Raw genomic sequence first — 21,602 nt, forward strand, 5'->3', positions numbered from 1 at the left:
ATCAAGGAATTCGGCTGGTTCGCCCGCAACGACGCTTATGTCGCGGGCGGCGCGGGGGCCGTAGCCTCGACCGATTTCCGCGACAGCCCCAAGGGGCTCTTCTCCTCGCCGCCGCAATGCTACATGCACCGCCAGGCCTCGTTCATTCCGGCGTTTTTCCCCGAGGGCACGGTGATCGGGCAGGATGCGGATTTCTTCTACTTCCCCGCCTATGCCGACAAGGATCTGGGCAAGCCCGTGCTGGGCGCGGGCACGGTGTTCGGCATCACCAGGGACGGGCGCGGCGCGCAGGAATTCCTGAAGTTCCTGCAAACCCCCATCGCGCATGAGGTCTGGATGGCGCAAAAGGGCTTCCTGACCCCGCATACCGGCGTGAACACCGAACTTTACGGCGATCCGACGCTGCGCAAGATGAACGACATCCTGCTGAACGCCGACACCTTCCGCTTCGACGCCTCCGACCTGATGCCGGGCGCCATCGGCGCGGGCGCCTTCTGGACCGGCATGGTCGACTATGTGGGCGGCAAGGAGGCCAAGGCCGTGGCCTCCGACATCCAGAGCACCTGGGATTCGATCAAATAGACCCACAACGGGGGGCCCGCGCCATGTGCAAAGGCCCCCCGCAGCCCAAGCCGCGCAGCCCGCGCGCCGACCGGAGCGTTCATGGATCAGCTTTTCTGGGCAGGTTTCACGATGGTGGCGGGCGTCTTTGGCTGCGTCGCCTATTTCTGGCTGTCGAACATGGCGCTGGATCGGATCTATCCGGCACGCGGGGCCAATGCCTCGCGCAACATCAACCGCGCCACCGCGATCCGGCCCTGGCTGTTCGTGCTGCCCGCGCTCTTGGTGTTGGTGATCTATCTGATCTATCCAGTGCTCAATTCGATCTGGCTGTCGTTCACCGGCGGCACCGGCGGCGGGTTCGTCGGCGGCGCCAACTGGTCGTGGCTGGCGGGCGATTCCAAATTCTGGGAATCGATGCGCAACAACGCCTTGTGGCTGTTCGTGGTGCCCGCGCTGTCGACGTTTTTCGGCCTTCTGGCCGCGACGCTGACCGACCGTATCCGCTGGGGCAATATCGCCAAGTCGCTGATCTTCATGCCGATGGCGATCAGTTTCATCGGCGCCTCGGTGATCTGGAAATTCGTCTATGACTATCGCGGCGAGGGGCAAGAGCAGATCGGCCTGCTCAATGCCATCGTCGTGGCGATGGGCGGCGCGCCGCAGGCCTGGATCACCATGCCCTTCTGGAACAATTTCTTCTTGATGATGATCCTGGTGTGGATCCAGACCGGATTCGCGATGGTGATCCTGTCGGCGGCCCTGCGCGGCATTCCCGAGGAAACGATCGAGGCGGCGATCCTGGACGGGGCCAGCCCGATGCAGATCTTCTGGAAGATCAAGGTGCCGCAGATCTGGGGCACCATCGCGGTGGTCTGGACGACGATCACCATCCTGGTGCTCAAGGTCTTCGACATCGTGCTGGCGATGACCAACGGGCAATGGGGCAGCCAGGTACTGGCAAACCTGATGTTCGACTGGATGTTCCGCGGCGCGGATTTCGGGCGGGCCTCTGCCATCGCGCTGGTGATCATGCTGCTGGTCACGCCGATCATGGTCTGGAACATCCGCAACGCGCGCAAAGAGATGCAGTGATGGACAATGTCGCCGGAACGAAATCCAGCCTGGTCTGGGCTGTGAACCTTGCCGCGCTGCTGCTGGTGGTGCTGTGGACGGTGCCGACGGCGGGGCTGCTGATCTCGTCGTTCCGCGATCGCGACCAGATCGCAACCTCGGGCTGGTGGACCGCGCTTTCGGCGGCGGAACGCAACCTTGTCGTGCGCACCGGCGCGCCGGACGAGGCCGCGCGCGACGGCGCCGGATATGTGCTGAGCGGCAATGTCTTCGACGGCGCCAAGGGCGAGATCACGGCCTTCGGCGTCTCGTCGCGCGCGCCGATGAAATATCAGGCGGGGCAGGTGGCCGAACGCAACGGCGCGCGCATCACGGTCGCGGCGAATGGCGATTACCGCGTCACCTCGGCCGAGCCGATGAAGGGCACGCGCGGCATCCGCCTCTTCGTCACCGCGCTGGAGCCGCCCAAGTTCACGCTCGACAACTACCGCACCGTGCTCTTTTCCGAAGGCATCGGGCGGTCGTTCCTCAACACGCTGACGGTGACGATCCCGGCCACGGTCATCCCCATCGTCATCGCGGCCTTCGCGGCCTATGCGCTGGCCTGGATGCGCTTTCCGGGGCGCGCGCTTTTGATCGCGCTGGTGGTGGGGCTGCTGGTTGTGCCCTTGCAGATGACGCTGATCCCGCTGCTCAAGCTGCATAATTCCATCGGCATCGGCAAAGCCTATCTGGGCATCTGGCTGGCCCACACGGCCTTTGGCCTGCCGCTGGCGATCTATCTTCTGCGCAACTACATCGCGGGGCTTCCTGGCGAGATCATCGAAAGCGCGCGGGTCGATGGCGCCACCGATTTCCAGATCTTTCGCAAGATCGTGTTGCCGCTGAGTTTCCCGGCCCTTGCGTCCTTTGCCATCTTTCAGTTTCTGTGGGTCTGGAACGACCTGCTCGTCGCGACTGTATTCCTTGGCAACAATGAAGAACAACTGGTGATGACAGGCCGACTGAGAGAGCTTCTTGGATCGCGCGGCGGCGATTGGGAAATCCTGGCCGCGTCGGCCTTCGTCTCGATCGCGGTGCCGCTTGTCGTTTTCTTCCTGATGCAAAGATACCTTGTACGCGGCCTGTTGGCCGGTTCGGTCAAAGGTGGTTAAGAATATATGAATGTCATGAACGTGATGAACCGCTCGCCCAAGGCGGACGCAGATACCGACTGGTGGCGGGGGGCGGTGATCTACCAGATCTACCCGCGCTCCTACCAGGACAGCAACGGCGACGGGGTGGGCGATCTGCTGGGCATCGTGGAACGGCTGCCGCATATCGCGTCGCTCGGGGTGGATGCGGTGTGGATCTCGCCGTTTTTCACCTCTCCGATGAAGGATTTCGGCTATGATGTCGCGGATTACTGCGATGTCGACCCGATGTTCGGCAACCTGGCGGATTTCGATTCCGTGGTCGAGGCCGCGCATATGCTGGGGCTGCGGGTGATGATCGACCTGGTGCTCAGCCACACCTCGGACCAGCACCCCTGGTTTCGCGAAAGCCAGCAGGGCCGCGACACCCCCAGGGCCGACTGGTACGTCTGGGCCGATGCCAAGCCCGATGGCACGCCGCCCAACAACTGGCTGTCGATCTTCGGCGGCTCCGCCTGGCATTGGGACACGCGGCGCTGCCAGTATTATCTGCACAATTTCCTGACCACCCAGCCCGATCTGAACTTCCATTGCGAAGCGGTGCAGGACGAGTTGCTGGGCGTCACCAAATTCTGGCTCGACCGGGGCGTCGACGGGTTTCGGCTGGATACGATCAACTTCTACTTCGCCGACGCGCAACTGCGCGACAACCCGGCACTGGAACCGGGGCGGCGCAACGATTCCATCGCGCCCGTGGTTAACCCCTACAACCATCAGGAACACATCCATTCCAAGAACCAGCCCGAAAACCTCGATTTCCTGCGACGCTACCGCAAGCTGCTGGACGAATACGGCGCCGCCGCCGTGGGCGAGATCGGCGATGCGCAGCGCGGGTTGGAATTGCTGGGCGAATATACGCAAGGCACCGATCTGGTGCAGATGTGCTATGCCTTCGAGTTCCTGTCGGCCGAACCGCTGAATGCGGCGAGGGTGGTCGAGGTGTTCGCCCATCTCGACCGTGTGGCCGCGGACGGGTATGCGTGCTGGGCCTTTTCCAACCACGACGTTGTGCGCCACGCGACCCGGTGGAACCTGTCGCCCTCGGGGCTGCGGGCCGTGGCCACGCTGTTGTTCCTGATCCGCGGATCGGTGTGCATCTATCAGGGCGAGGAATTGGGCCTGCCCGAGGCCGACGTCCCCTTCGAGGACCTGCAAGACCCCTACGGCATCGAATTCTGGCCCAGGTTCAAGGGCCGCGACGGCTGCCGCACGCCGATGGTGTGGGAACAATCCAGCCAGAACGCGGGCTTCACCGTCGGCAATCCCTGGCTGCCGATCCCGCATCAGCATGTCAACCTGGCCGTCCACACGCAAGAGCAGGACCCGGCCGGCGTTCTGCATCATTACCGCCGCGCGCTGGCGTTCCGCCGCAGCCACAAGGCGCTCAGGAAAGGCGCCCAGACCCCGGTGGAAGCCGAGGGCGCGGTGGTCAAGTTCATCCGGTCCCATGAGGCGGAGCGCATCTTTTGCGCGATCAACCTCAGCGACGCGCCCGGCGATGTGACGATGCCCGCGGATGGCAATTGGGTGCAGATCGGGTCGGAGCTCAACTCCGCCACCGCGTCGCCGTCGGGCACGGCCCATCTGGGGCCCTGGCAATGCTGCCTGGCCATCGACAAGAGCCCGAAGTGAGCGCAGGGAGCAGCCCATGGCCGATCTGAAGCTGACAAATATCGCCAAGTCCTACGGATCGGTCCGGGTCTTGTCCGACATCAACCTGACGATAGAGCAGGGGGAACTGGTCGTGTTCGTCGGCCCCTCGGGATGCGGCAAATCCACCTTGCTGCGGATGATCGCGGGGCTCGAGCAGATCAGCGGCGGGACGCTGGAAATCGACGGGCAACTGGTCAACGACGTGCCGCCAGCGCAGCGCGGCATCGCGATGGTGTTCCAGTCCTACGCGCTTTATCCGCATATGACGGTGCGCGACAACATGGCCTTCGCGCTGAAAATCGCCAGACAAAGCCGCGCGCAGATCGAAGCGGCGGTGGAAAACGCCGCGCGCATCCTACAACTGACGCCCTATCTGGACCGGCTGCCCAAGGCGCTGTCGGGCGGGCAGCGCCAGCGGGTCGCCATCGGGCGCGCGATCGTACGCGACCCCAAGGTCTATCTGTTCGACGAGCCGCTGTCGAACCTCGACGCCGCGCTGCGCGTCGCCACCCGGATCGAGATCGCCCAGCTGAAAGAGGCGATGCCCAATTCCACCATGATCTATGTCACCCACGACCAGGTGGAGGCGATGACGCTGGCCAGCCGCATCGTCGTGCTGGAAGGCGGCGGCATCCGCCAGGTCGGCACGCCGATGGATCTTTACCAGCGCCCCGAGAATGAATTCGTCGCCCGCTTCATCGGCTCGCCCGCGATGAACCTGCTGCCGGGCGAAATCGTGGACACCGGCGCCCGGACGCAGGTGCGTCTGGACAGCGGCGAAACGGCACTGTCGAGCGTGCCCAGCGTGGCGTCGGACATGGGCGCGCGGGTCAATCTGGGCATCCGCCCCGAGGACATGGTGCTGACCGGGGAAAAGCCGGTCTTTCGCGGAAAGGTGGCCATCACCGAAGCCCTGGGCGAGGTGACGCTGCTCTATTTCGAGCCGGAGGAAGGACGCGACGCGGTTGTGGCCAAGTTGCCCGGCGTGTGCAGCGATCTGCGCGGGCAGAGCGTCGCGATGGGCGCGCCGCCCGACAAGGTGCACCTGTTCGTGGACGGTCTTTCGCTGCTGCACCGCAAGCTGCCGGATGCGCCTGCGTGACGCGATCACGCCTTGCGGATCAGATAGACCTGCGTGCCCGCATCCTCCGAGCGTTCGATCAGGCTGGCCCCCGATTCCGCACAGTAATGCGGCACGTCTATGACCGCTGCCGGATCATCGGCCAGCAGACGCACGGTTTGCCCCGCCGCCAGCCCCTTCATCCGCTTGCGCAGGCGCAACACCGGCAGCGGGCATAAAAGCCCGCGCGCGTCGATCTCTTCGTCCCAGATGCTCATGCTCCGACAGATAGTTACTCCATGAAATCAAGTCCACGGCAATGTGAGCCGGCGTGGGGGTGACGCAAAGGTTCCCGTCCGGTAGAGCAGGCGGAAAAGGAGACGAGATGTTCGGAATAGACCTGATCGACGCGAGCCTGCTGCCCGCGATCATGATCGCGGTAACGGCGGGGCTGCTGAGCTTTCTGTCGCCCTGCGTGCTGCCCATCGTGCCGCCCTATCTGGCCTTCATGGGCGGTATATCGGTGAACGACATGACGGGTAGCATGCGCGCCCGGCGGGCAGTGATCGCGGCGGCGCTGTTTTTCGTGCTCGGGCTTTCTACGGTCTTTCTGCTGCTTGGCTTCACCGTCTCGCTCTTCGGCCAGTTTTTCTTGCAATATCAGGATATTTTCGCCAAGGCATCGGGCGTCGTGGTGATTTTCTTCGGCCTGCATTTTCTGGGCATCCTGCGCATTCCGCTGCTCGACCGCGACACCCGCGTCGACGCGGGGAAGCGCGGCGGCACGGCGGCCGGCGCCTATCTGCTGGGGCTGGCCTTCGCCTTCGGCTGGACCCCCTGCATCGGGCCGCAGCTGGGCACGATCCTGTCGCTTGCCGCCTCCGAGGCGTCGGTGACCCGCGGCACCACCTTGCTGGGCTTCTACGCCGCGGGGCTGGGCATTCCGTTCCTGCTGGCGGCGATCTTCATCAACCGGGCGATGGGGCTGATGAACAGGCTCAAGCGCCATATGAAGCTGATCGAGCGGCTGATGGGGGGGCTGTTGTTGCTGGTGGGGATCATGCTGCTGACCGGCGCATTTGCCGATCTCAGCTATTGGTTGCTGGAAACCTTCCCCAGCCTGGCGGTATTGGGCTGATTTTCCCTAGATTTGCCTGATTTACCGCGTAGCCTGTCCCCGACCGCGTCAGGGGCAGGCCATGAATTCACAACCGCAGCAGACCGTCCGAAGCCGGCGGGTGTTCTATATTCCGGGCTATGATCCGATCCACCCGCGCCGGTATCGCGAATTGTACCGCAAGCAGTCGCGCGCGCAGGCGGCGGTGTCGGGCTATCGCATCGCGCTGACCCCCAAGACGGGGCCGGGGCCCTACGGCTGGGACGTAGAGGCCACCATCGAAGACGGCCGCGTCGATGCCCGGATCGAGGTGCTGGTCTGGTCCGACATCGTGCGCAATTCAATGTCGACGGGCATCGCCGCGACCTATCTGCAGATGCTGCAGACCGCCTGGATCTACATCACCTCGGGGGCGCTGTTCCGCCTGATGCGCCTGCGGAAAGGCCCGGTGATCGCAGCGCTTTACCCGGTGTTCTTTCTGCTGGCGCAATTGCTGGTCGCCCTGCTTTTGGCCTGGGCGGCGGGCGCGGCCCTGGCGGCGGTGCTGCCGCGCGCGCTCGCGATACCGGCGTGGCTGGCGGGCCTCGCGGTCCTCCCGCCGGTGCTGATGTGGTTTCGCAAGCACGACAACAAGGTCTTTGCCTATTATCTGATGCATGACTACGCCTATTCCGCCCGCACGCGCGGCGCCAATCCGCCCGAGCTGGAAGAGCGGATGCGCGATTTCACCCGGATCATCGCACAGGCCCTTGCAGAGGGGCCGGACGAGGTGCTGGTGGTGGGCCATTCCTCGGGCGCGCATCTGGCGGTGTCGATCCTGTCGGATCTGATCCGGGCGGGCGGTGTCGCGGCGGATGGGCCAAGGCTGTCGTTCCTGTCGCTGGGGCAGGTTGTGCCCATGGTCTCTTTTCTGCCGGAAGCCAAACGCTTGCGTGCCGATCTTCATTTTCTCTCTCAACGTTCGGAGCTGGCTTGGGTCGATGTGACCGCCCCGGGCGACGGCTGCGCCTTCGCGCTTTGCGACCCGGTCGCGGTCAGCGGCGTCTCGCCCGAGACGGGCAAGCGCTGGCCGCTCGTGATCTCCGCCGCCTTTACCCAGACCCTCAGCCCGGCGCGCTGGAAAGAACTGCGCTGGCGCTTTTTCCGCCTGCATTTTCAATATCTCTGCGCCTTCGACCGGCCCGGAGACTATGATTATTTCCGCATTACCGCCGGCCCGATGACATTGGCCGAACGCTTCAGCGGGCGCGCCGCATCCAAAAGTCGGATCGAAACCGCGGTTTCCCCGCATCGATCGATGGCCGCATGACCCCGCCCAAGCCCGCCGCCCGTTCCGGTCGCGTATCGCTTTGGCGTTATATGCGTCTGTTCCGGCAGGATATTCTGTCGGCGCAGCCTGCCAAGCACTACCGCGCCTGGATGGCGGAATTCCGTACGCCCTTTTTCCGGTCCTATCTCATCAACCAGCCCGAACTGGTGCGCGAGGTGCTCAAGGCGCGCCCGATGGAGTTTCCCAAGTCCGACCGGATCGGCGCGGGGTTGCGCCCGTTGCTGGGCAACTCGGTCTTCCTGACCAATGGCGCGACGTGGGAACGGCAGCGCCGCATCATCGACCCGGCGTTCGAGGGGGGGCGACTGCGCGATACTTTCCCCTCGATGTGGGAGGCGACGGAGGCCGCCGCGGCGCGGCTGGGGCAGGCGGCGGGCGCGGGCGCGGTGCTGGAGGTGGAGGCGCAGACCAGCCACGCGGCCGCCGACGTCATATTCCGCACGCTCTTTTCCATACCGATCGAGGACGAGACCGCGGCGCGGGTGTTCGACCAGTTTCGCGAACACCAGCGCACGCAACCGATCCTGAACCTCGCGGCCTTTCTGCCCGGCCCGCGCTGGATGCCGCGGTTTTTCAGCCGCGGCACCAAACGCACGGCGCGCGAAATCCGCGGGCTGATCCGCGCGCTGACCGACCGTCGCCGGGCCGCGATCGCCGCGGACCGCGCGCCCGACGATCTGGCGACCAAGATCATGACCACGCGCGACCCCGAGACCGGGGAGCTGTTCGATACCGAAGAGATGATCGACCAAGTCGCGATCTTTTTCCTGGCGGGCCATGAAACCAGCGCCTCGGCCCTGGCCTGGGGGCTTTACCTGATGGCGCTTTATCCGCAGGTGCAGGCCCGCGTGGCGGCGGAGGCCGAGGCCGCGTTCGAGGGGCGGACACCGGATTTCGCGCTGTTGTCAAAGCTGCCCTACACGCGCGACGTGTTCCGCGAGGTGCTGCGGCTTTATCCCCCCGTCCCGATGATGGTGCGCGAGGCGACCGGGCCGGAGCGTTTCCGCGACCGCGCCCTGCGGCCCGGCGCGCAGATCGTGCTGTCGCCATGGCATTTGCACCGGCACGAGCGGCTCTGGGACAATCCCGACGGCTTCGCCCCCGAACGATGGAAGACCGACAACGGCAAGCAGCGCCAGCGCGACGCCTATATCCCCTTCAGCGCGGGGAGGCGCGTCTGCACCGGCGCGGGTTTTGCCATGGCCGAGGGCGTGCTGCTGCTGGCGCGCCTGTGCCAGCGCTTTTCATTCGAGACGGTCGAGGGGCGGGTGCCGGTGCCGGTGGCACATCTGACGGTGCGCGCGCGCGACGGCATCTGGCTGCGCATCACTCCGCGCTAGGGCCGCGCGCAGCGGCATCGCGAAAGTGGCGCAGCACGTAAAGCCGGATCGCCGTGGCCAGCCCGGTATCAAGCCCGCGATCCGCGTCGATGCGCGCGGCCAGCACATTCAGCGGAATATTCGCGTCATCCGCGATCTGCTTGAACGCGTACCAAAAATCGTCCTCGAGGGACACCGATGTCCGGTGCCCCTTCAGGGTCAGGGAATGCTTGCGCGGCCGCTGGGTCATCGCGGCAGCGGCGTCGCCAAGCTGCTCATTCCTCCGACAGCTTCTTGCTGTCGAGCATCTTGCGTGCGGCGGCGCTTTGCGAGGCGGCGAGGATTTTCTGCGCCTTGCTCAGGCCGTGCTGCGCCGCGCGCTGGTCGGCCTCTTGCCGCGCCTGTTCCCGCTCGGCCCGTTTGCGCGCCTGGCGCAGGTTGACGATATCGCTCATGCGGGCTTGGGTCCGATCATCTGCTCGGGGCGCACGACACGGTCGAAGGTTTCCGCATCGACGAAGCCAAGGTTTATCGCCTCCTCCCGCAGGGTGGTGCCGTTCTTATGCGCGGTCTTGGCGACGGTGGTGGCGTTGTCATAGCCGATTTCCGGCGCGAGCGCGGTCACCAGCATCAGGGATTCGCGCATCAGCTTTTCGATACGGTCGCGATCCGCGCGGATGCCGCTGACGCAATTGTCGGTGAAGGCCGCCGCCGCATCGCCCAGCAACTGCATGGATTGCAACACGTTATAGGCTATCATCGGCTTGTAGACGTTCAGCTCGAAATGGCCCTGGCTGCCGGCAAAGCCCACGGCGGCGTCATTGCCGATGACATGGGCGCAAACCTGGGTCATCGCCTCGGCCTGGGTGGGGTTGACCTTGCCCGGCATGATCGACGATCCAGGCTCGTTTTCGGGCAGCATCAGCTCTCCCAGGCCGCAGCGGGGGCCGGAACCCAGCAGGCGGATGTCGTTGGCGATCTTGAAAAGGCCGGCCGCCACGGTCTTGAGCGTGCCCGACATCTGCACCATCGCGTCATGGCCTGCCAGCGCCTCGAACTTGTTGGGTGCGGTGACGAAGGGCAGGCCGGTGATCCGCGCCATGTTGGCGGCGACCTGTTCGCCCCAGCCCGCGACGGTGTTGAGCCCGGTGCCCACGGCGGTGCCGCCCTGCGCCAATTCGTGGATGTCGCCCAGTGCGGCCTTCACCCGTTCGATCGCCTTGCCGACCTGATGCGCGTAGCCGGAAAATTCCTGCGCCAGCGTCAGCGGCGTGGCGTCCATCGTGTGGGTGCGGCCGATCTTGATGACACCGTCGAATTCCCGCACCTTTGCGCAAAGCGCTTCATGCAGTTTCTCAAGCCCCGGCAGCAGCACGTCGCGCGCCGTCGTCGCGGTGGCGACATGCATCGCGGTCGGGAAGGTGTCGTTCGACGACTGGCCCATGTTCAGGTGATCGTTGGGATGCACGGGGTCCTTGCTGCCGATGGTGCCGCCCAGCAGTTCGATGGCCCGGTTCGCGATGACCTCGTTGGCGTTCATGTTGGACTGCGTGCCCGACCCGGTCTGCCAGACCACCAGCGGGAAGTTGCCGTCGAGCTTGCCGTCGATGACCTCCTGCGCGGCGGTGGTGATGGCCTCCGCCAGCCTGGCGTCGAGCTTGCCGTTTTCGGCATTGGCCTCTGCGCAGGCCTTCTTGATCACACCCAGGGCGCGGACGATGGCGACGGGCTGACGTTCCCATCCGATGGGGAAATTCATGATGGAGCGCTGTGTCTGCGCGCCCCAGTACTTGTCGGCGGGCACCTCCAGCGGGCCGAAGCTGTCGGTCTCGGTACGGGTCGCGGTCATGGGCAAGCTCCTTGGGGTCGTTGCCACAGGGCTATACGCAACCCGCCGCGCAAGGGCAATTCAAAGCCGTGGACGGGCAGGGCGGAACGAGCGGAAAAACCGCGCCGCCTCCTATTTGCGGAAGCTGTCGAGACTGACGATTTCGGCTTCCTTTTCGGAGGGCGAATGCGCTTCGTCATCTTCGTCATCGTCATCGTCGATTTCGACGATATGCAGATCATCGTCCTCATCGGTGCGCGCGTCGGACTGACGGTCGAACCGCAGGCCGAATTCCACCGAAGGATCGACAAAGGTCTGCATCGAGTCGAAAGGCACGTAAAGCGCCACCGGCTGATCGCCGAAGTTCAGCGTGACATGAAAGCCCTCATCCTCGACGATAAGATCCTCGAACCAATGCTGGATCACGATCGTGATCTCTTCGGGATAGCGCTCCTTCAGCCATTCGGTCATGCCCACGCGCGGGTGCGTCGTGTCATAGGTGATGAAGAAATGATGCTCCCCCGGCAGGCCGTTCCGGCCCACATCCGTCAACACGTCGGAGATCAGCCGACGCATGGCGCGGTGCATCAGGTTTCCGTAATCAATCTGGCGCGACATCCGGGCCCATCCCTTGTTCAACTGCCTTAACCATAGTTGATTCTGACTCAGATGAAAGGGGATGCGAGGGCGGATGTCGCGCGCCCGATCAAGCCTGTGCCCCGAGCTTGTGCCCGCGGCGCGAACGGCATGGCGAAACGACAGGGGAAGGCAGAGGGGCGGGGGTGTCCGGCCAGGGCGCGGGAATTGAAGTGCAGGCTTCTGTTGCCAGGTGCCTGCGGACCCCGCCTTACGCTGCTAGGCGCAAGGGCTTAGGTTCGGTGTTACGCACAGCTTACGCTGCGAGTGCGACCGGAGCTTTGTTGTCATTTGCAACTAGCTTTGATGTACCGATAACGGTGGTAACTCACCGGGACAAAGCAAACACCTTTAGACGTTCGTCGATCCTGTTTCGGCCCCATGATCCCCAAATGAAGGATGTTGGTGGAGCCGCCGGGTACCGCCCCCGGGTCCGATCCGCTTATTACGTGCGCGTTTATGCCCATAGCTCCCTTGCGGAAGCAGGTTTAATATAGGCGCTGTGGCGCGGATGAGAAGGGGCAAACGCAACTTTCCCGCAGACAGCTTTCCCGGCCCGCGCGACGCCTCCGGCGGGAGTATTTTTCCAAGAAGAACGCCCGCCCGCTTTCGCTCACGCGTGAGGAACGCGTGATTTCCGATGCGCGCGCCGCTGCCGGATCGCATGGAACAGACCGACGGTATAATCCTGCAACTGCCCGAGCGCCGTCAGAATGGCCTCCGCATCGCGCCGGTCCAGCGCGGCGGCGACATCGGCGTGCAGGCCCACGATCCTGCCGCGCGAGCGCCCGGTGAAGGTGATCATGTTCATCAGGGGCTGCATCGCCTCCACCGCGCCGGACAAGTGGAAGGTGAGAACCGGGTTCGCCGCCGCCTCAACCAGGGTCCGGTGAAAGCGCACGTCGGAGGCGCAGAACCCCTCGTCTGACAGATCCGCGCGGCGCTGGATCGCGATTTCCTCGTGCAGACGTTCCAGATGCGATGCGCCGCGCCGCTCGGCGCCAAGCGGGGCGCAGGCGCGCTCCAGCGCATAGCGGGCCTCGCAGGCGGTCTCGAAACTGACGTCGTTCATCGACAGGAGCAGCGTGGAGGTGGTGACCAGCTGGTCGCAGGCCTGCCGGTAGGTCAGGCGGTTGACGAAAGCGCCCCCCGCCGCGCCGCGCCGGGTGCGGATCAGATTCTGGGCGGCCAGCCGCTTGAGCGCCTCCCGCACCGTGGGGCGGGAGACGCGGAACCGCTCCGCCAGCTCAGCTTCCGAAGGCAGCCTTTCGCCGATGTCCAGACCGCCCGAGACGATCGCGGCATGGATTGCCGCTGCGATCTGGATGGACAGGTCCTGATCGGATGCCAGTTCGTATTTCATGAGCTCACGCGCGGGCTGATCTGCGGCTTCGATTAAATGTTTGACAATTGCCAGTGCTGCCGTGTTACGACTTCGGCAAGGTTCACGCAATGCTTGAGGGGGCGATGTCGGTTTCGTTTCGTACCATTGCGTGGCTGTCGCTTTTCGGCGCGATCCTGGCCGCCTGGGCCGCCCTTTACGGCATGGCGCAGATGTCCGGCCTGTCGGTCCTGGGGATCGCCTACGGTCCCAACGCGATGCCGCTCGAAGGCTGGCGCCTGCTGTTCGGCATGTGGGGGCTGATGATGCTGGCCATGATGATGCCCACTCTGGTGCCCGCGCTGTCGGTCTATGATGACCTGATCCGCGCCGCGGATGGCACAAGGGCGGGATGGATCGGAGTGGCGCTCGGCTATTTCGCGATATGGCTGATCTTTGCCGCCGGAATCGCCGCGGTGCAGGAGGCTCTGCTGAGGGCAGGGGTGATCGACCTGCTTGGTCGGCCGGTGTCGGGCTGGCTGGCGGCAATGCTGCTGATCGGCACGGGCGCCTATCAGTTCACGCTCGGCAAGCAGGTCTGCCACAAGGTCTGCCACAGCCCGACGTTGTGGTTTCTGGGCCGCTGGTCGCCGGGGCTGAGCGGCGGAATGCGCATGGGCGCGGGCCTGGGCAGCTATTGCGTGGCCTGCTGCTGGGGCTTCATGGCGCTCGGGTTCGCGGGCGGCACGATGAATCTGCTGTGGATGGGACTGGCGACGCTGTTCATGGTGCTGGAAAAGCTGCCCTACCTGGGTCACGCGGTGATCCGCCCGCTCGGCGCCGCGCTGATCGCGGCGGGTCTGGGCGTGGCGGGTTGGATGCTGGCGACACTTTCATGAGCGAGGGATCAGACATGGTAGATCGAGCACAGCCGAAGCCCGGCGGCAGCGGCGAGGATCCCGCACCCGCCCCCCGCTGGGCCATCGAGGGGGAGCTGTTTCTCAACTGTTCCTGCACGGTGTTCTGCCCCTGCGTGGTCAGCCTTGGCGCGCATCCGCCGACCGAGGGGCATTGCCACACATGGATGGCGGTCGCGATCGACAAGGGACACTACGGCGACGCGGATCTGGCGGGGCTGAACATCGGCCTGCTGGTGGATATTCCGGGCCGCATGTCGGAAGGCAACTGGAAGGTCGCCGCCTATATCGACGAAACCGCGAGCGACGCGGCCTATGAGGGTCTGCTCGCCATCTTTTCCGGCGCGGCGGGCGGCACGACCGGGCTCTTCACCATGCTGGTCAGCGAGATCATCGGCGCCGGCCGTGCCCCGGTGAGCATCACGCGCGACGGCAGGCGGCGCAGCATCACCGTAGGACGCAAGATCAGTGGCGAGATCGAGATGCTCGAAGGGGCGGATGCCGATCACCCCGTCATGATCTCCAATTCCCGCTACTGGATGGGGCCCGACGTGATCGCCGCGCGCGGGCTGCGATCGCGGGTCCGCGATCATGGGCGGGTCTGGGATTTCGATGGCAAATCGGCCGAGATCTGCCCGATCAGCTGGTCCGGTCCCGCCAAGCGCAGGGCCTGAGCCCGCGCGCCTTGAGGCAAGTATCCGTATCTGACGGAAATCAAAGGAGAGAAACCATGTTCAACGCATTGGTCGTGCGCAAGGACGACGCTGGAAAAACCGCCGCCGCCGTCGAGCAGCTGGATGTCGGGCAATTGCCCGAGGCCGAAGTGACGGTCGCGGTGGAATATTCCACCCTCAACTACAAGGACGGTCTGTGCATCGGCCCTGGCGGCGGACTGGTGCGCAACTATCCGCATGTGCCCGGCATCGACTTTGCCGGAACGGTCGAGGCGAGCGACGATCCGCGCTACGCGCCGGGCGACAAGGTGGTCCTGACCGGCTGGCGCGTCGGAGAAGCGCACTGGGGCGGCTATTCGCAAAAGGCGCGCGTCAAGGCCGATTGGCTGGTTCCGCTGCCCGAGGGGCTGGACACGCGCCAGGCGATGGCGGTGGGCACCGCGGGGTTCACCGCGATGCTGGCCGTCATGGCGCTGGAAGACCACGGCCTGAGCCCCGGGCAGGACCCCGTCCTGGTCACCGGGGCCTCCGGCGGTGTGGGCTCGGTTGCCACGGCGATCCTGGCGCAGCTCGGCCATGAGGTCGCGGCGGTGACGGGCAGGCCCGAGTCGGGCGACTACCTGCGCGATCTCGGCGCCACGAAGATCGTGGCGCGCGAGGATCTGGCCGAGACCGTCAAACGCCCGCTGGAGGCCGAAACCTGGGCGGGCTGCATCGACGCCGTGGGCGGGGCCATGCTGGCGCGTGTCCTCGGCCAGATGAAATACGGCACCTCGGTCGCGGCCGTCGGCCTGGCCGGCGGCGCGGCCCTGCCTGCGACCGTCGTGCCCTTCCTGCTGCGCGGCGTGAACCTGCTGGGCATCGACAGCGTGATGCAGCCCTTCGACAACCGAGAGCGCGCCTGGCAGCGTATCGCGCGCGATCTGCCGCTGAGCAAACTGGACTCCATGATCCGGCCCGCCACCCTGAGCGATCTGCCAAAGCTGGGCGGCGACATTCTGAAGGGCCAGATCCGCGGCCGCGTCCTCGTCGATGTGAACGCCTGAGAAGAGAAGATCGGCCTCCGGCGGGAGTATTTTGCCCAAGAAGAAGCCCGCGACCCCGCGCCTTCTTCTGGCCGAAAATATCCCCGCCGGAGGCATGGATCTGTCCGATCCGCAACGCAGCCACAGAGCCGCGCGGGCGGGACGACTTTCTGGAAAACGGGGGCGTGGCGGAGAGGCAGGGATTAGAACCCTGGGAACCCGTGAAGGCTCAACGGTTTTCGAGACCGTTTTCAGCCGATTCTGGCGCACAAAACTCCTTATTTTATTGGATCATTGGCAGCAAGATGCGCGATATTGGCATCCTCGGCGGGGTAGGGCGGCATAGTTGGACGGCATAGTGCCAGTGCTCTCCCATCGCGAGAGGAAGGCGTGCGAGGCCGGACGATATTGCTGATGGCTGGAGATCCTTCACCCTCATGCAATGCCAGTCAGGCAAGCTTCGAACCGAACTGTGGCCGGAGATCAGATTAGGTGCTTGCAATGAGCTATGGCTCGCCGCCATCGGCCCAAAGCCGACGTCTGTTCCAGTCGCAGTGAATGGCGGATCTGCCGACGTAATTGATGTTTGGGATAGCCTACTGATGGATCGGGCGTTATGTCGCCCGACCTCTATTTGCGCGTCAGACCTCTACGACCACCTTGCCTATTGCTTGACCGCTTTGCAGCTTGGCATAGGCATCGCCGGTCTGATTGAGCGCGAAGGCCGGCGTGTCCAACAGGGGCTTCACGGTGCCGTCGTCTACCAGCTTGGCGAGGTCCGCGAGGATCTGCCCGTGCACCTCGCGTCGGACGTCGTGCAGCATAGGCAGCAGCATGAAGACGATGTGCAGCGACAGGCCCTTGAAGTGGGCGGGGGCAAGGTCGATCTCCGAAAGAGCGACCGTTGTGACGACATGGGCGTTCAGCGCGGCGGCTGCGAAGGAGTTCGCGAGGTTTGCCCCGCCGACCGTGTCGAAAACCGCGTCAAAGCCGGCGCCGCTGGTATGGCTGCCGACATAAGCGTCGACCTCCTCGGACTTGAAGTCGATGGATCGGGCGCCGTAGCCCTTAATCACCGACATCTGTTCGGCGCCGGTGCCTGTCGAGGAAACCTCTGCACCGAGGTGACGGGCCAGCTGCACGGCGACATGACCGACACCCCCGGCGCCGCCCTGAACCAGCACCTTCTGTCCCGAGGAGACGCCGGCACGCTCCAGCCCCTCCCAGGCGGTGATGCCCACCAGCGGCAGGGCGGCGGCCTCGCGCATGGAGAGCGACCTGGGTTTGTGCGCGATGAGTCGTGCGTCGGCGGGAATGAACTCGGCCAGCGCCCCCTGAAGGTCAGCCAGGCCGCCGGCGCAGCCATAGACCTCGTCGCCAACGGCATAGCCGGTGACTTCCTCGCCGACCTCCTCGACAATACCTGCGAAGTCCATGCCCAGCACGGCGGGCAACTCGGGCGACAGGGGCAGGTCGGTGCCCATGTCCTTGATCATCGTATCGATGGTGTTGACGCTAGTCGCTTTGACACGGACGAGCACCTGGCCGTGGCCGGCCATGGGACGCGGCTGCTCGACTTCGGTGAAGGTCGCCTCCGGCCCGTAGGCGGTTAAAGTCATGGCTTTCATCGGTTTCTCCTATGTTCTGTGTTGAAAGAAACATACAGGCTCGCGGATCTCGACATAACCGAGCAGGAATTGAGTTCAGTTTTCGTGTTTCAGATATAGTTGAGCCCGGCACCGTGGGCTGACGCAGCCCGTCCTCAACCTGTCTCAAACTGCCTCACCGCGAGATAATTAAGGCCTCGCAGCGCCGTCAGCGACAGGAAGAGATTGTCGACTCCTGCGGCCCAGCAAACCGCTTTCCCCAGCGGTCAAGGCGGGAGTCCCGCCACACATGAAAGGGAGGAACACATGGCGCCGAGGCGATGAACCTCGCCGCCGCCTGGAACACGCCCTTCGTCTGCGTGATCAAGAACAAAGTCTGGCCGCGGACACCGAATCCTATCTTCAGGTTTCAGTCGCCATGTCGGTGAGCGCGCGGATGGCGGCCATCACCTCGGCCACGTGGTCCGGGGCGTCTGCCGCCGCGTTGGGCGGGGCAAAGCGGCCTGCGTCGTTGTCGAAGTAGCGGCCCGATGCGTCGGCGAATTCCTTCGACAGGGCCGCGCGGGTCAGTATGTCCGCGCCGATCGACAGGTCGTTGCCCGCGATGCCGAAGCCCTCCTTGACCATCTTCGAAGCAAGCAGCGAGCCCGGATTGACGGCGATGAAGACCGGGCCCTGAGCATGCGCGCGGGCCAGTTCCTGCGTCCAGATCGTGATCGCCAGCTTGCTCTGCGCATAGGCCTCCATGTCGCTGAGACTGCGTTCGCCGCGCAAGGCGGCCACGTCCACGGGGGCCTGCGCGGCCGAGGAGAGGTTCACGACCCGGCCGTCCTCGGGCAGGATCGGCAAGAGCTCTCGGGTCAGCACCCACGGCGCCAGCGTGTTGACGACGAACCGCAGGTCCAGCCCGGCATCCGTCCGGGTCTGCCGGGCCTTCAGCACGCCCGCGTTGTTTATCAGCACGTCCAGCCGCTCATGCCGCGCGCGGACCTCCTCCGCGAAGGAGGCCACCGCAGAAAGGTCCGACAAATCGGCGCGGTAGGTCTCCGGATCGCCGTCTACCTGCTCGGCGGCGGCCTCAAGCTTGTCGGCGCTCCGGCCATGGAGCAGCACATTGTGCCCATCAGCGACGAGCGTCTTGGCCGTCAGCAGGCCTATGCCGTCCGTGGCGCCGGTGATCAGAATGGTCTTGGGCATGTCGTCTCCTTACGGGTGAAAGTCCGGCAGGATCTCGTCCGCCAATCGCTTCATCGTGTCTTCGGTATCCGCCCCGTCGAACCGCAGGTTCAGGGCGACGTGGTTGATGCCGAGGGCGCGGATCTCTTCGAGGTAGCGTTGCAGGTAGTCGGTGCCAGAGCGGAAGCCGAGGTGGATCGGACTCGGTGCCGCATCCTTCTGCGCGACGAGGTCGACGTAGAGCGATTGCATCACCGGTTTGTCCGGCAGCCCCGCCTCGGCGATACGTTCGCGGTAAGCGCCCACAACCCTGCCTTGCGTGGCTGCATCGCGCGGGTAGGTCATCCAGCCGTCGCCGTTTCGCGCGACCCAGTCGGGCGCCTGCTGGCTGCCACCGGTGATCAGCAACGGCAGCCGCCCGGCGGAGGGTTTGGGCAGCATGTCGATCCCGCCGGAGAGCGTCCCTTGCGCGGTTTCAGCACGCGGGTAGGTCTCAGCCATTGCCCGGATGTAATCCACGCTGTCGCGGAACCTGTTGCCGCGATCCTCGAAGCTCATGCCCAGGGCCGGGTATTCGTCCGGCCGGTCGCCCGAGGCCACGCCCAGCAGCAACCGCCCGCCCGAAAGCACATCGGCCGAGGCCGCCGCCTTGGCCACATGCGCCGGGTGGTGCAGGGGCAGCACGATGCTCGCCACTCCCAGCGCGATCTCGCGCGTCGCGCCTGCCAGTGCGCCGAGGTAGACGAAGGGGTCGAAGATCTGCCCCGCATCCCCGAAGGAGGGCACATTGAACGGCACGTCCCGCAACCAGAGCGCCGAGAAGCCCAGGTCGTCGGCCAGCTGCGCCCGCTCGATATGGCGGGTCATGTCGGGCACGGGATCGTTGCCATGCGTCTCCAGCGGGGCGACGAGGCCGATACTCAGCTGCCCGGGCCGGAAGGTCGCGTTATAAGCCCGGTTCAGCGGGGCGAAGCCAGTGTGTTGCACAGTGTCCTTCACAATTTCTCTCCTCATCACGCTTGGCCGATGGATCGAACCTATACCTTGCGAAGCGGCCATAAATCCGGGCATACCGGATTTGATTTTTCGGCTTCGGGATATAATCGACGTGGATACCGACAACCTGCGCCTTTTCGTCATGGCAGCCGACCGGCTGAACATCTCGGCCGCGGGGCGCGAGCTGGGCCTTGCGCCAGCGGTGGCCAGCGCCCGGCTCGCCAAGCTCGAGCAGGAGCTCGGGGTCGAGTTGCTGCGGCGCACCACGCGCAAGGTCTCCCTCTCGCTCGATGGTGCGGATTTCCTGCCCTACGCCCGCGAGATACTCGCCCAGGCGGATGCGGCCCTTGGAGCGCTCGGCGGGACAAACCCCGGCCCCAAGGGCACCCTGCGGTTCGCGGCACCGAGCAGCTTCGCACAGTTGCACATTATGCCGCTCCTGCCGGAATTCAATGAGGCATATCCCGACCTCACTCTCGACCTGCGCCTTTCCGACACGCGCTTCGACGCGATCGAGGGCAGCTTCGACCTCGCCCTGCGGAGCGGGCCGCTTGCAAACAGCAGCTTGAAGGGCCGCAAGCTGGCCGATGACACTCGCATCCTCTGCGCCTCGCCTGCCTATCTCGAGAGATGCGGCACCCCGGGGACCCCCGTGGATCTCCGGGGCCATGCGTTCATCGCCTGGGGCGGTCTCGAACCACGTGAACTCGCAAACACGCAGGGCGAGACGGCGGTGCTGGACCCGGCAAGCATGACCTGCCGGACGATCCTCGACGACGGTGACGCGCAGCGCGAGGCGACGCTGGCGGGGGCTGGTCTGTCGATGAACTCCCTTTGGAATGTTGCCGGCGAGATTGCAGCGGGCCGCCTGATGCGCGTCCTACCCGAGTGGAAGATGAACGACCGATCGGTGCTGTGGCTAATCTATCCCCGCACCAACGTGCTGACGCCAAAGACCCGCCTATTCATGGATTTCCTGATCGCGAAATTGGGTAATCGTTCCGAATGGAGCGAATGAAGAAGCCGAGACATCACCCCTCCGGAATTTCCTCACGCGCCATGCCGAGTAGCCACTCCATCACCCGAAATGCCGCCTCGGATGCACCCTGACGAGGCAAGAGGGCATAGAAGTCCTGTCCCCCCTCCAGTGCGGCTTGGACAGCACGCACCAGGCGACCCCCGTGAAGGTCACGCTGCACAAGGAAGCGGCTGGCCAGGGCGACACCCTGACCGGCCAAGGCTGCGTCAAGGCTCAGGGTCGTCTGGCTGAAGTGCAGCCCGCGTGGCGGCGTCGGCACGTATTCGAAGGCCATCTCAAGGAACCGCGGCCAGAGATCGTGAGCATCGTGCAGCAGGGTCATACGGGACAGTGTGGCCGCATCGATGGGAAGGTTGTCCGGGGCCGTGAGCTGCGGCGAGCAGACTGCGACGACCTGTTGCGGGAACAGCAGCTCGGCACGCAGACTCGCCCCGAACGGCGTGCGCCCCTGCCGAACCGCAAGGTCTATGCCATCGGCATGGAAGCTCATGACCCGCTCGGTCGCGGTGATCCGGAGGTCGATTCCCGGGTAGGCCTCGGTGAATTCGGCGAGCCTCGGGATAAGCCATTTCGAGGCGAAGGTCGGGGTCACGCTGATCGTCACACGCGAGGGCGTGTCCAGGAGCGCACCGGTCGCGTCTGAGAGCTGGGTGAAGGCACGGGAGACCGCAGCATGGTAGGTCCCCCCTTCTTCTGTGAGGCTAAGCCCCCGCGGCTCACGCAGGAACAGGCGCAGGCCGAGATGTTCCTCGAGCCCGCGCACTTGCTGCGCCACGGCGCCCTGCGTCACGCCCAGTTCCTCCGCCGCTGCGCGGAAGGACAGCTGCCTGCCGGCAGCCGAGAAAGCTCGCAGGCCGTTCAGGGACGGAAGATTAGCTTCGCTCATCACGATAGTTCTACTACACCCACGCAACAGTTGCGCTTAGCTGGTCGCATGCGCCTCTTCCACGTATCTGAGCTACTCCCCGTCTCTTGGACAGGATCTGGCATGATTTAAGCTACTCGTTGCACCTGCTGACCGGGTTGGTTGCTATCATTTCTCTGCCAATAGACCAGCGCCGGAGGCTGGCCGCCCA

21 protein-coding genes, 1 tRNA gene, 1 other RNA gene and 1 pseudogene are annotated in these 21,602 nt (G+C 64.9%); 12 read left to right on the forward strand and 12 right to left on the reverse strand.

The features are described from left to right. From ACU0BR_RS10625 to ACU0BR_RS10645, 5 genes and pseudogenes are all read left to right on the forward strand, one after another. Positions 1–582, forward strand: a pseudogene (locus ACU0BR_RS10625) (alpha-glucoside ABC transporter substrate-binding protein); the annotation flags it as partial. An 81-nt stretch (positions 583–663) separates the two neighbouring features. Then, positions 664–1,656: a carbohydrate ABC transporter permease gene (locus tag ACU0BR_RS10630; protein WP_446156810.1), complete on the forward strand. Its 993-nt coding sequence runs from the start codon at positions 664–666 to the stop codon at positions 1,654–1,656. Continuing rightward, on the forward strand, positions 1,656–2,789 hold the full coding sequence (locus ACU0BR_RS10635) for a carbohydrate ABC transporter permease (protein ID WP_446156811.1): 1,134 nt from the start codon (positions 1,656–1,658) through the stop codon (positions 2,787–2,789). Before ACU0BR_RS10630 ends, ACU0BR_RS10635 begins: the two co-directional genes overlap by 1 nt. A 6-nt stretch (positions 2,790–2,795) precedes the next feature. Then, positions 2,796–4,460 (forward strand): alpha-amylase family glycosyl hydrolase, encoded by a 1,665-nt coding sequence (locus ACU0BR_RS10640; protein ID WP_446156812.1) that lies wholly within the window; start codon positions 2,796–2,798, stop codon positions 4,458–4,460. Between the two features lie 16 nt (positions 4,461–4,476). Further along, complete coding sequence (locus ACU0BR_RS10645) at positions 4,477–5,583, forward strand: ABC transporter ATP-binding protein (protein ID WP_446156813.1); 1,107 nt, start codon at positions 4,477–4,479, stop codon at positions 5,581–5,583. A gap of 5 nt (positions 5,584–5,588) precedes the next feature. Here the strand turns inward: ACU0BR_RS10645 and ACU0BR_RS10650 are convergent, their stop codons facing one another. Beyond that, the gene (locus ACU0BR_RS10650) at positions 5,589–5,819 is read right to left on the reverse strand and encodes a sulfurtransferase TusA family protein (RefSeq protein WP_446156814.1); all 231 of its coding nucleotides are present in this window, start codon (positions 5,817–5,819) and stop codon (positions 5,589–5,591) included. 107 nt (positions 5,820–5,926) lie between these two features. Here ACU0BR_RS10650 and ACU0BR_RS10655 point away from each other — a divergent pair, with 107 nt between their 5' ends. The 3 genes from ACU0BR_RS10655 (at position 5,927) to ACU0BR_RS10665 (ending at position 9,328) form a co-directional block, all read left to right on the forward strand. Then, positions 5,927–6,679, forward strand: a complete 753-nt coding sequence (locus ACU0BR_RS10655) for a cytochrome c biogenesis CcdA family protein (protein ID WP_446156815.1) — start codon at positions 5,927–5,929, stop codon at positions 6,677–6,679. 61 nt (positions 6,680–6,740) lie between these two features. Next, positions 6,741–7,967 carry a hypothetical protein gene (locus ACU0BR_RS10660; RefSeq protein ID WP_446156816.1) on the forward strand — a complete coding sequence of 409 codons (1,227 nt, stop codon included), beginning with the start codon at positions 6,741–6,743 and terminating at the stop codon, positions 7,965–7,967. Beyond that, positions 7,964–9,328 (forward strand): cytochrome P450, encoded by a 1,365-nt coding sequence (locus ACU0BR_RS10665; RefSeq protein ID WP_446156817.1) that lies wholly within the window; start codon positions 7,964–7,966, stop codon positions 9,326–9,328. The genes ACU0BR_RS10660 and ACU0BR_RS10665 overlap by 4 nt, the downstream gene beginning before the upstream one ends. On the opposite strand, the gene ACU0BR_RS10670 is transcribed toward ACU0BR_RS10665, so the two are convergent. The 6 genes from ACU0BR_RS10670 to ACU0BR_RS10695 form a co-directional block, all read right to left on the reverse strand. Further along, positions 9,315–9,557 (reverse strand): ribbon-helix-helix domain-containing protein, encoded by a 243-nt coding sequence (locus ACU0BR_RS10670; protein ID WP_446156818.1) that lies wholly within the window; start codon positions 9,555–9,557, stop codon positions 9,315–9,317. The two genes, ACU0BR_RS10665 and ACU0BR_RS10670, sit on opposite strands and share 14 nt — an antisense overlap. A gap of 25 nt (positions 9,558–9,582) precedes the next feature. Further along, complete coding sequence (locus ACU0BR_RS10675) at positions 9,583–9,762, reverse strand: DUF4169 family protein (protein WP_446156819.1); 180 nt, start codon at positions 9,760–9,762, stop codon at positions 9,583–9,585. Then, positions 9,759–11,156: a class II fumarate hydratase gene (gene fumC / locus ACU0BR_RS10680; protein ID WP_446156820.1), complete on the reverse strand. Its 1,398-nt coding sequence runs from the start codon at positions 11,154–11,156 to the stop codon at positions 9,759–9,761. Before fumC ends, ACU0BR_RS10675 begins: the two co-directional genes overlap by 4 nt. 111 nt (positions 11,157–11,267) lie before the next feature. After that, positions 11,268–11,753, reverse strand: coding sequence for an SspB family protein (locus ACU0BR_RS10685; RefSeq protein WP_446156821.1), 486 nt, complete (start codon positions 11,751–11,753; stop codon positions 11,268–11,270). A 190-nt stretch (positions 11,754–11,943) separates the two neighbouring features. Next, positions 11,944–12,293, reverse strand: a transfer-messenger RNA (tmRNA) gene (ssrA, locus tag ACU0BR_RS10690). A gap of 91 nt (positions 12,294–12,384) precedes the next feature. Further along, positions 12,385–13,134, reverse strand: coding sequence for a FadR/GntR family transcriptional regulator (locus tag ACU0BR_RS10695; RefSeq protein WP_446156822.1), 750 nt, complete (start codon positions 13,132–13,134; stop codon positions 12,385–12,387). Positions 13,135–13,223: 89 nt separating this feature from the next. On the opposite strand from ACU0BR_RS10695, the gene ACU0BR_RS10700 reads away from it, so the two are divergent. The 3 genes from ACU0BR_RS10700 to acuI are packed head-to-tail and all read left to right on the forward strand — an operon-like array spanning position 13,224 to position 15,729. Further along, complete coding sequence (locus ACU0BR_RS10700) at positions 13,224–13,991, forward strand: DUF2182 domain-containing protein (RefSeq protein WP_446156823.1); 768 nt, start codon at positions 13,224–13,226, stop codon at positions 13,989–13,991. Positions 13,992–14,005: 14 nt separating this feature from the next. Then, positions 14,006–14,683, forward strand: coding sequence for a DUF1326 domain-containing protein (locus ACU0BR_RS10705; RefSeq protein ID WP_446156824.1), 678 nt, complete (start codon positions 14,006–14,008; stop codon positions 14,681–14,683). Between the two features lie 56 nt (positions 14,684–14,739). Continuing rightward, positions 14,740–15,729 carry an acryloyl-CoA reductase gene (acuI, locus tag ACU0BR_RS10710; protein WP_446156825.1) on the forward strand — a complete coding sequence of 330 codons (990 nt, stop codon included), beginning with the start codon at positions 14,740–14,742 and terminating at the stop codon, positions 15,727–15,729. 165 nt (positions 15,730–15,894) lie between these two features. Here the strand turns inward: acuI and ACU0BR_RS10715 are convergent. From ACU0BR_RS10715 to ACU0BR_RS10730, 4 genes are all read right to left on the reverse strand, one after another. Further along, positions 15,895–15,986, reverse strand: a tRNA-OTHER gene (locus tag ACU0BR_RS10715). Between the two features lie 363 nt (positions 15,987–16,349). Continuing rightward, positions 16,350–17,336, reverse strand: a complete 987-nt coding sequence (locus ACU0BR_RS10720) for a zinc-dependent alcohol dehydrogenase family protein (RefSeq protein ID WP_446156826.1) — start codon at positions 17,334–17,336, stop codon at positions 16,350–16,352. A gap of 381 nt (positions 17,337–17,717) precedes the next feature. Next, positions 17,718–18,512, reverse strand: a complete 795-nt coding sequence (locus ACU0BR_RS10725; protein ID WP_446156827.1) for an SDR family NAD(P)-dependent oxidoreductase — start codon at positions 18,510–18,512, stop codon at positions 17,718–17,720. A 9-nt stretch (positions 18,513–18,521) separates the two neighbouring features. Next, on the reverse strand, positions 18,522–19,478 hold the full coding sequence (locus ACU0BR_RS10730; protein ID WP_446156828.1) for an LLM class oxidoreductase: 957 nt from the start codon (positions 19,476–19,478) through the stop codon (positions 18,522–18,524). Positions 19,479–19,599: 121 nt separating this feature from the next. Here ACU0BR_RS10730 and ACU0BR_RS10735 point away from each other — a divergent pair, with 121 nt between their 5' ends. Further along, positions 19,600–20,505: a LysR substrate-binding domain-containing protein gene (locus ACU0BR_RS10735; RefSeq protein ID WP_446156829.1), complete on the forward strand. Its 906-nt coding sequence runs from the start codon at positions 19,600–19,602 to the stop codon at positions 20,503–20,505. A 13-nt stretch (positions 20,506–20,518) separates the two neighbouring features. Here the strand turns inward: ACU0BR_RS10735 and ACU0BR_RS10740 are convergent, their stop codons facing one another. Further along, positions 20,519–21,415 carry a LysR substrate-binding domain-containing protein gene (locus tag ACU0BR_RS10740; protein WP_446156830.1) on the reverse strand — a complete coding sequence of 299 codons (897 nt, stop codon included), beginning with the start codon at positions 21,413–21,415 and terminating at the stop codon, positions 20,519–20,521. Positions 21,416–21,602 lie beyond the last annotated feature (187 nt).

Source organism: Brevirhabdus sp., from assembly GCF_052826345.1.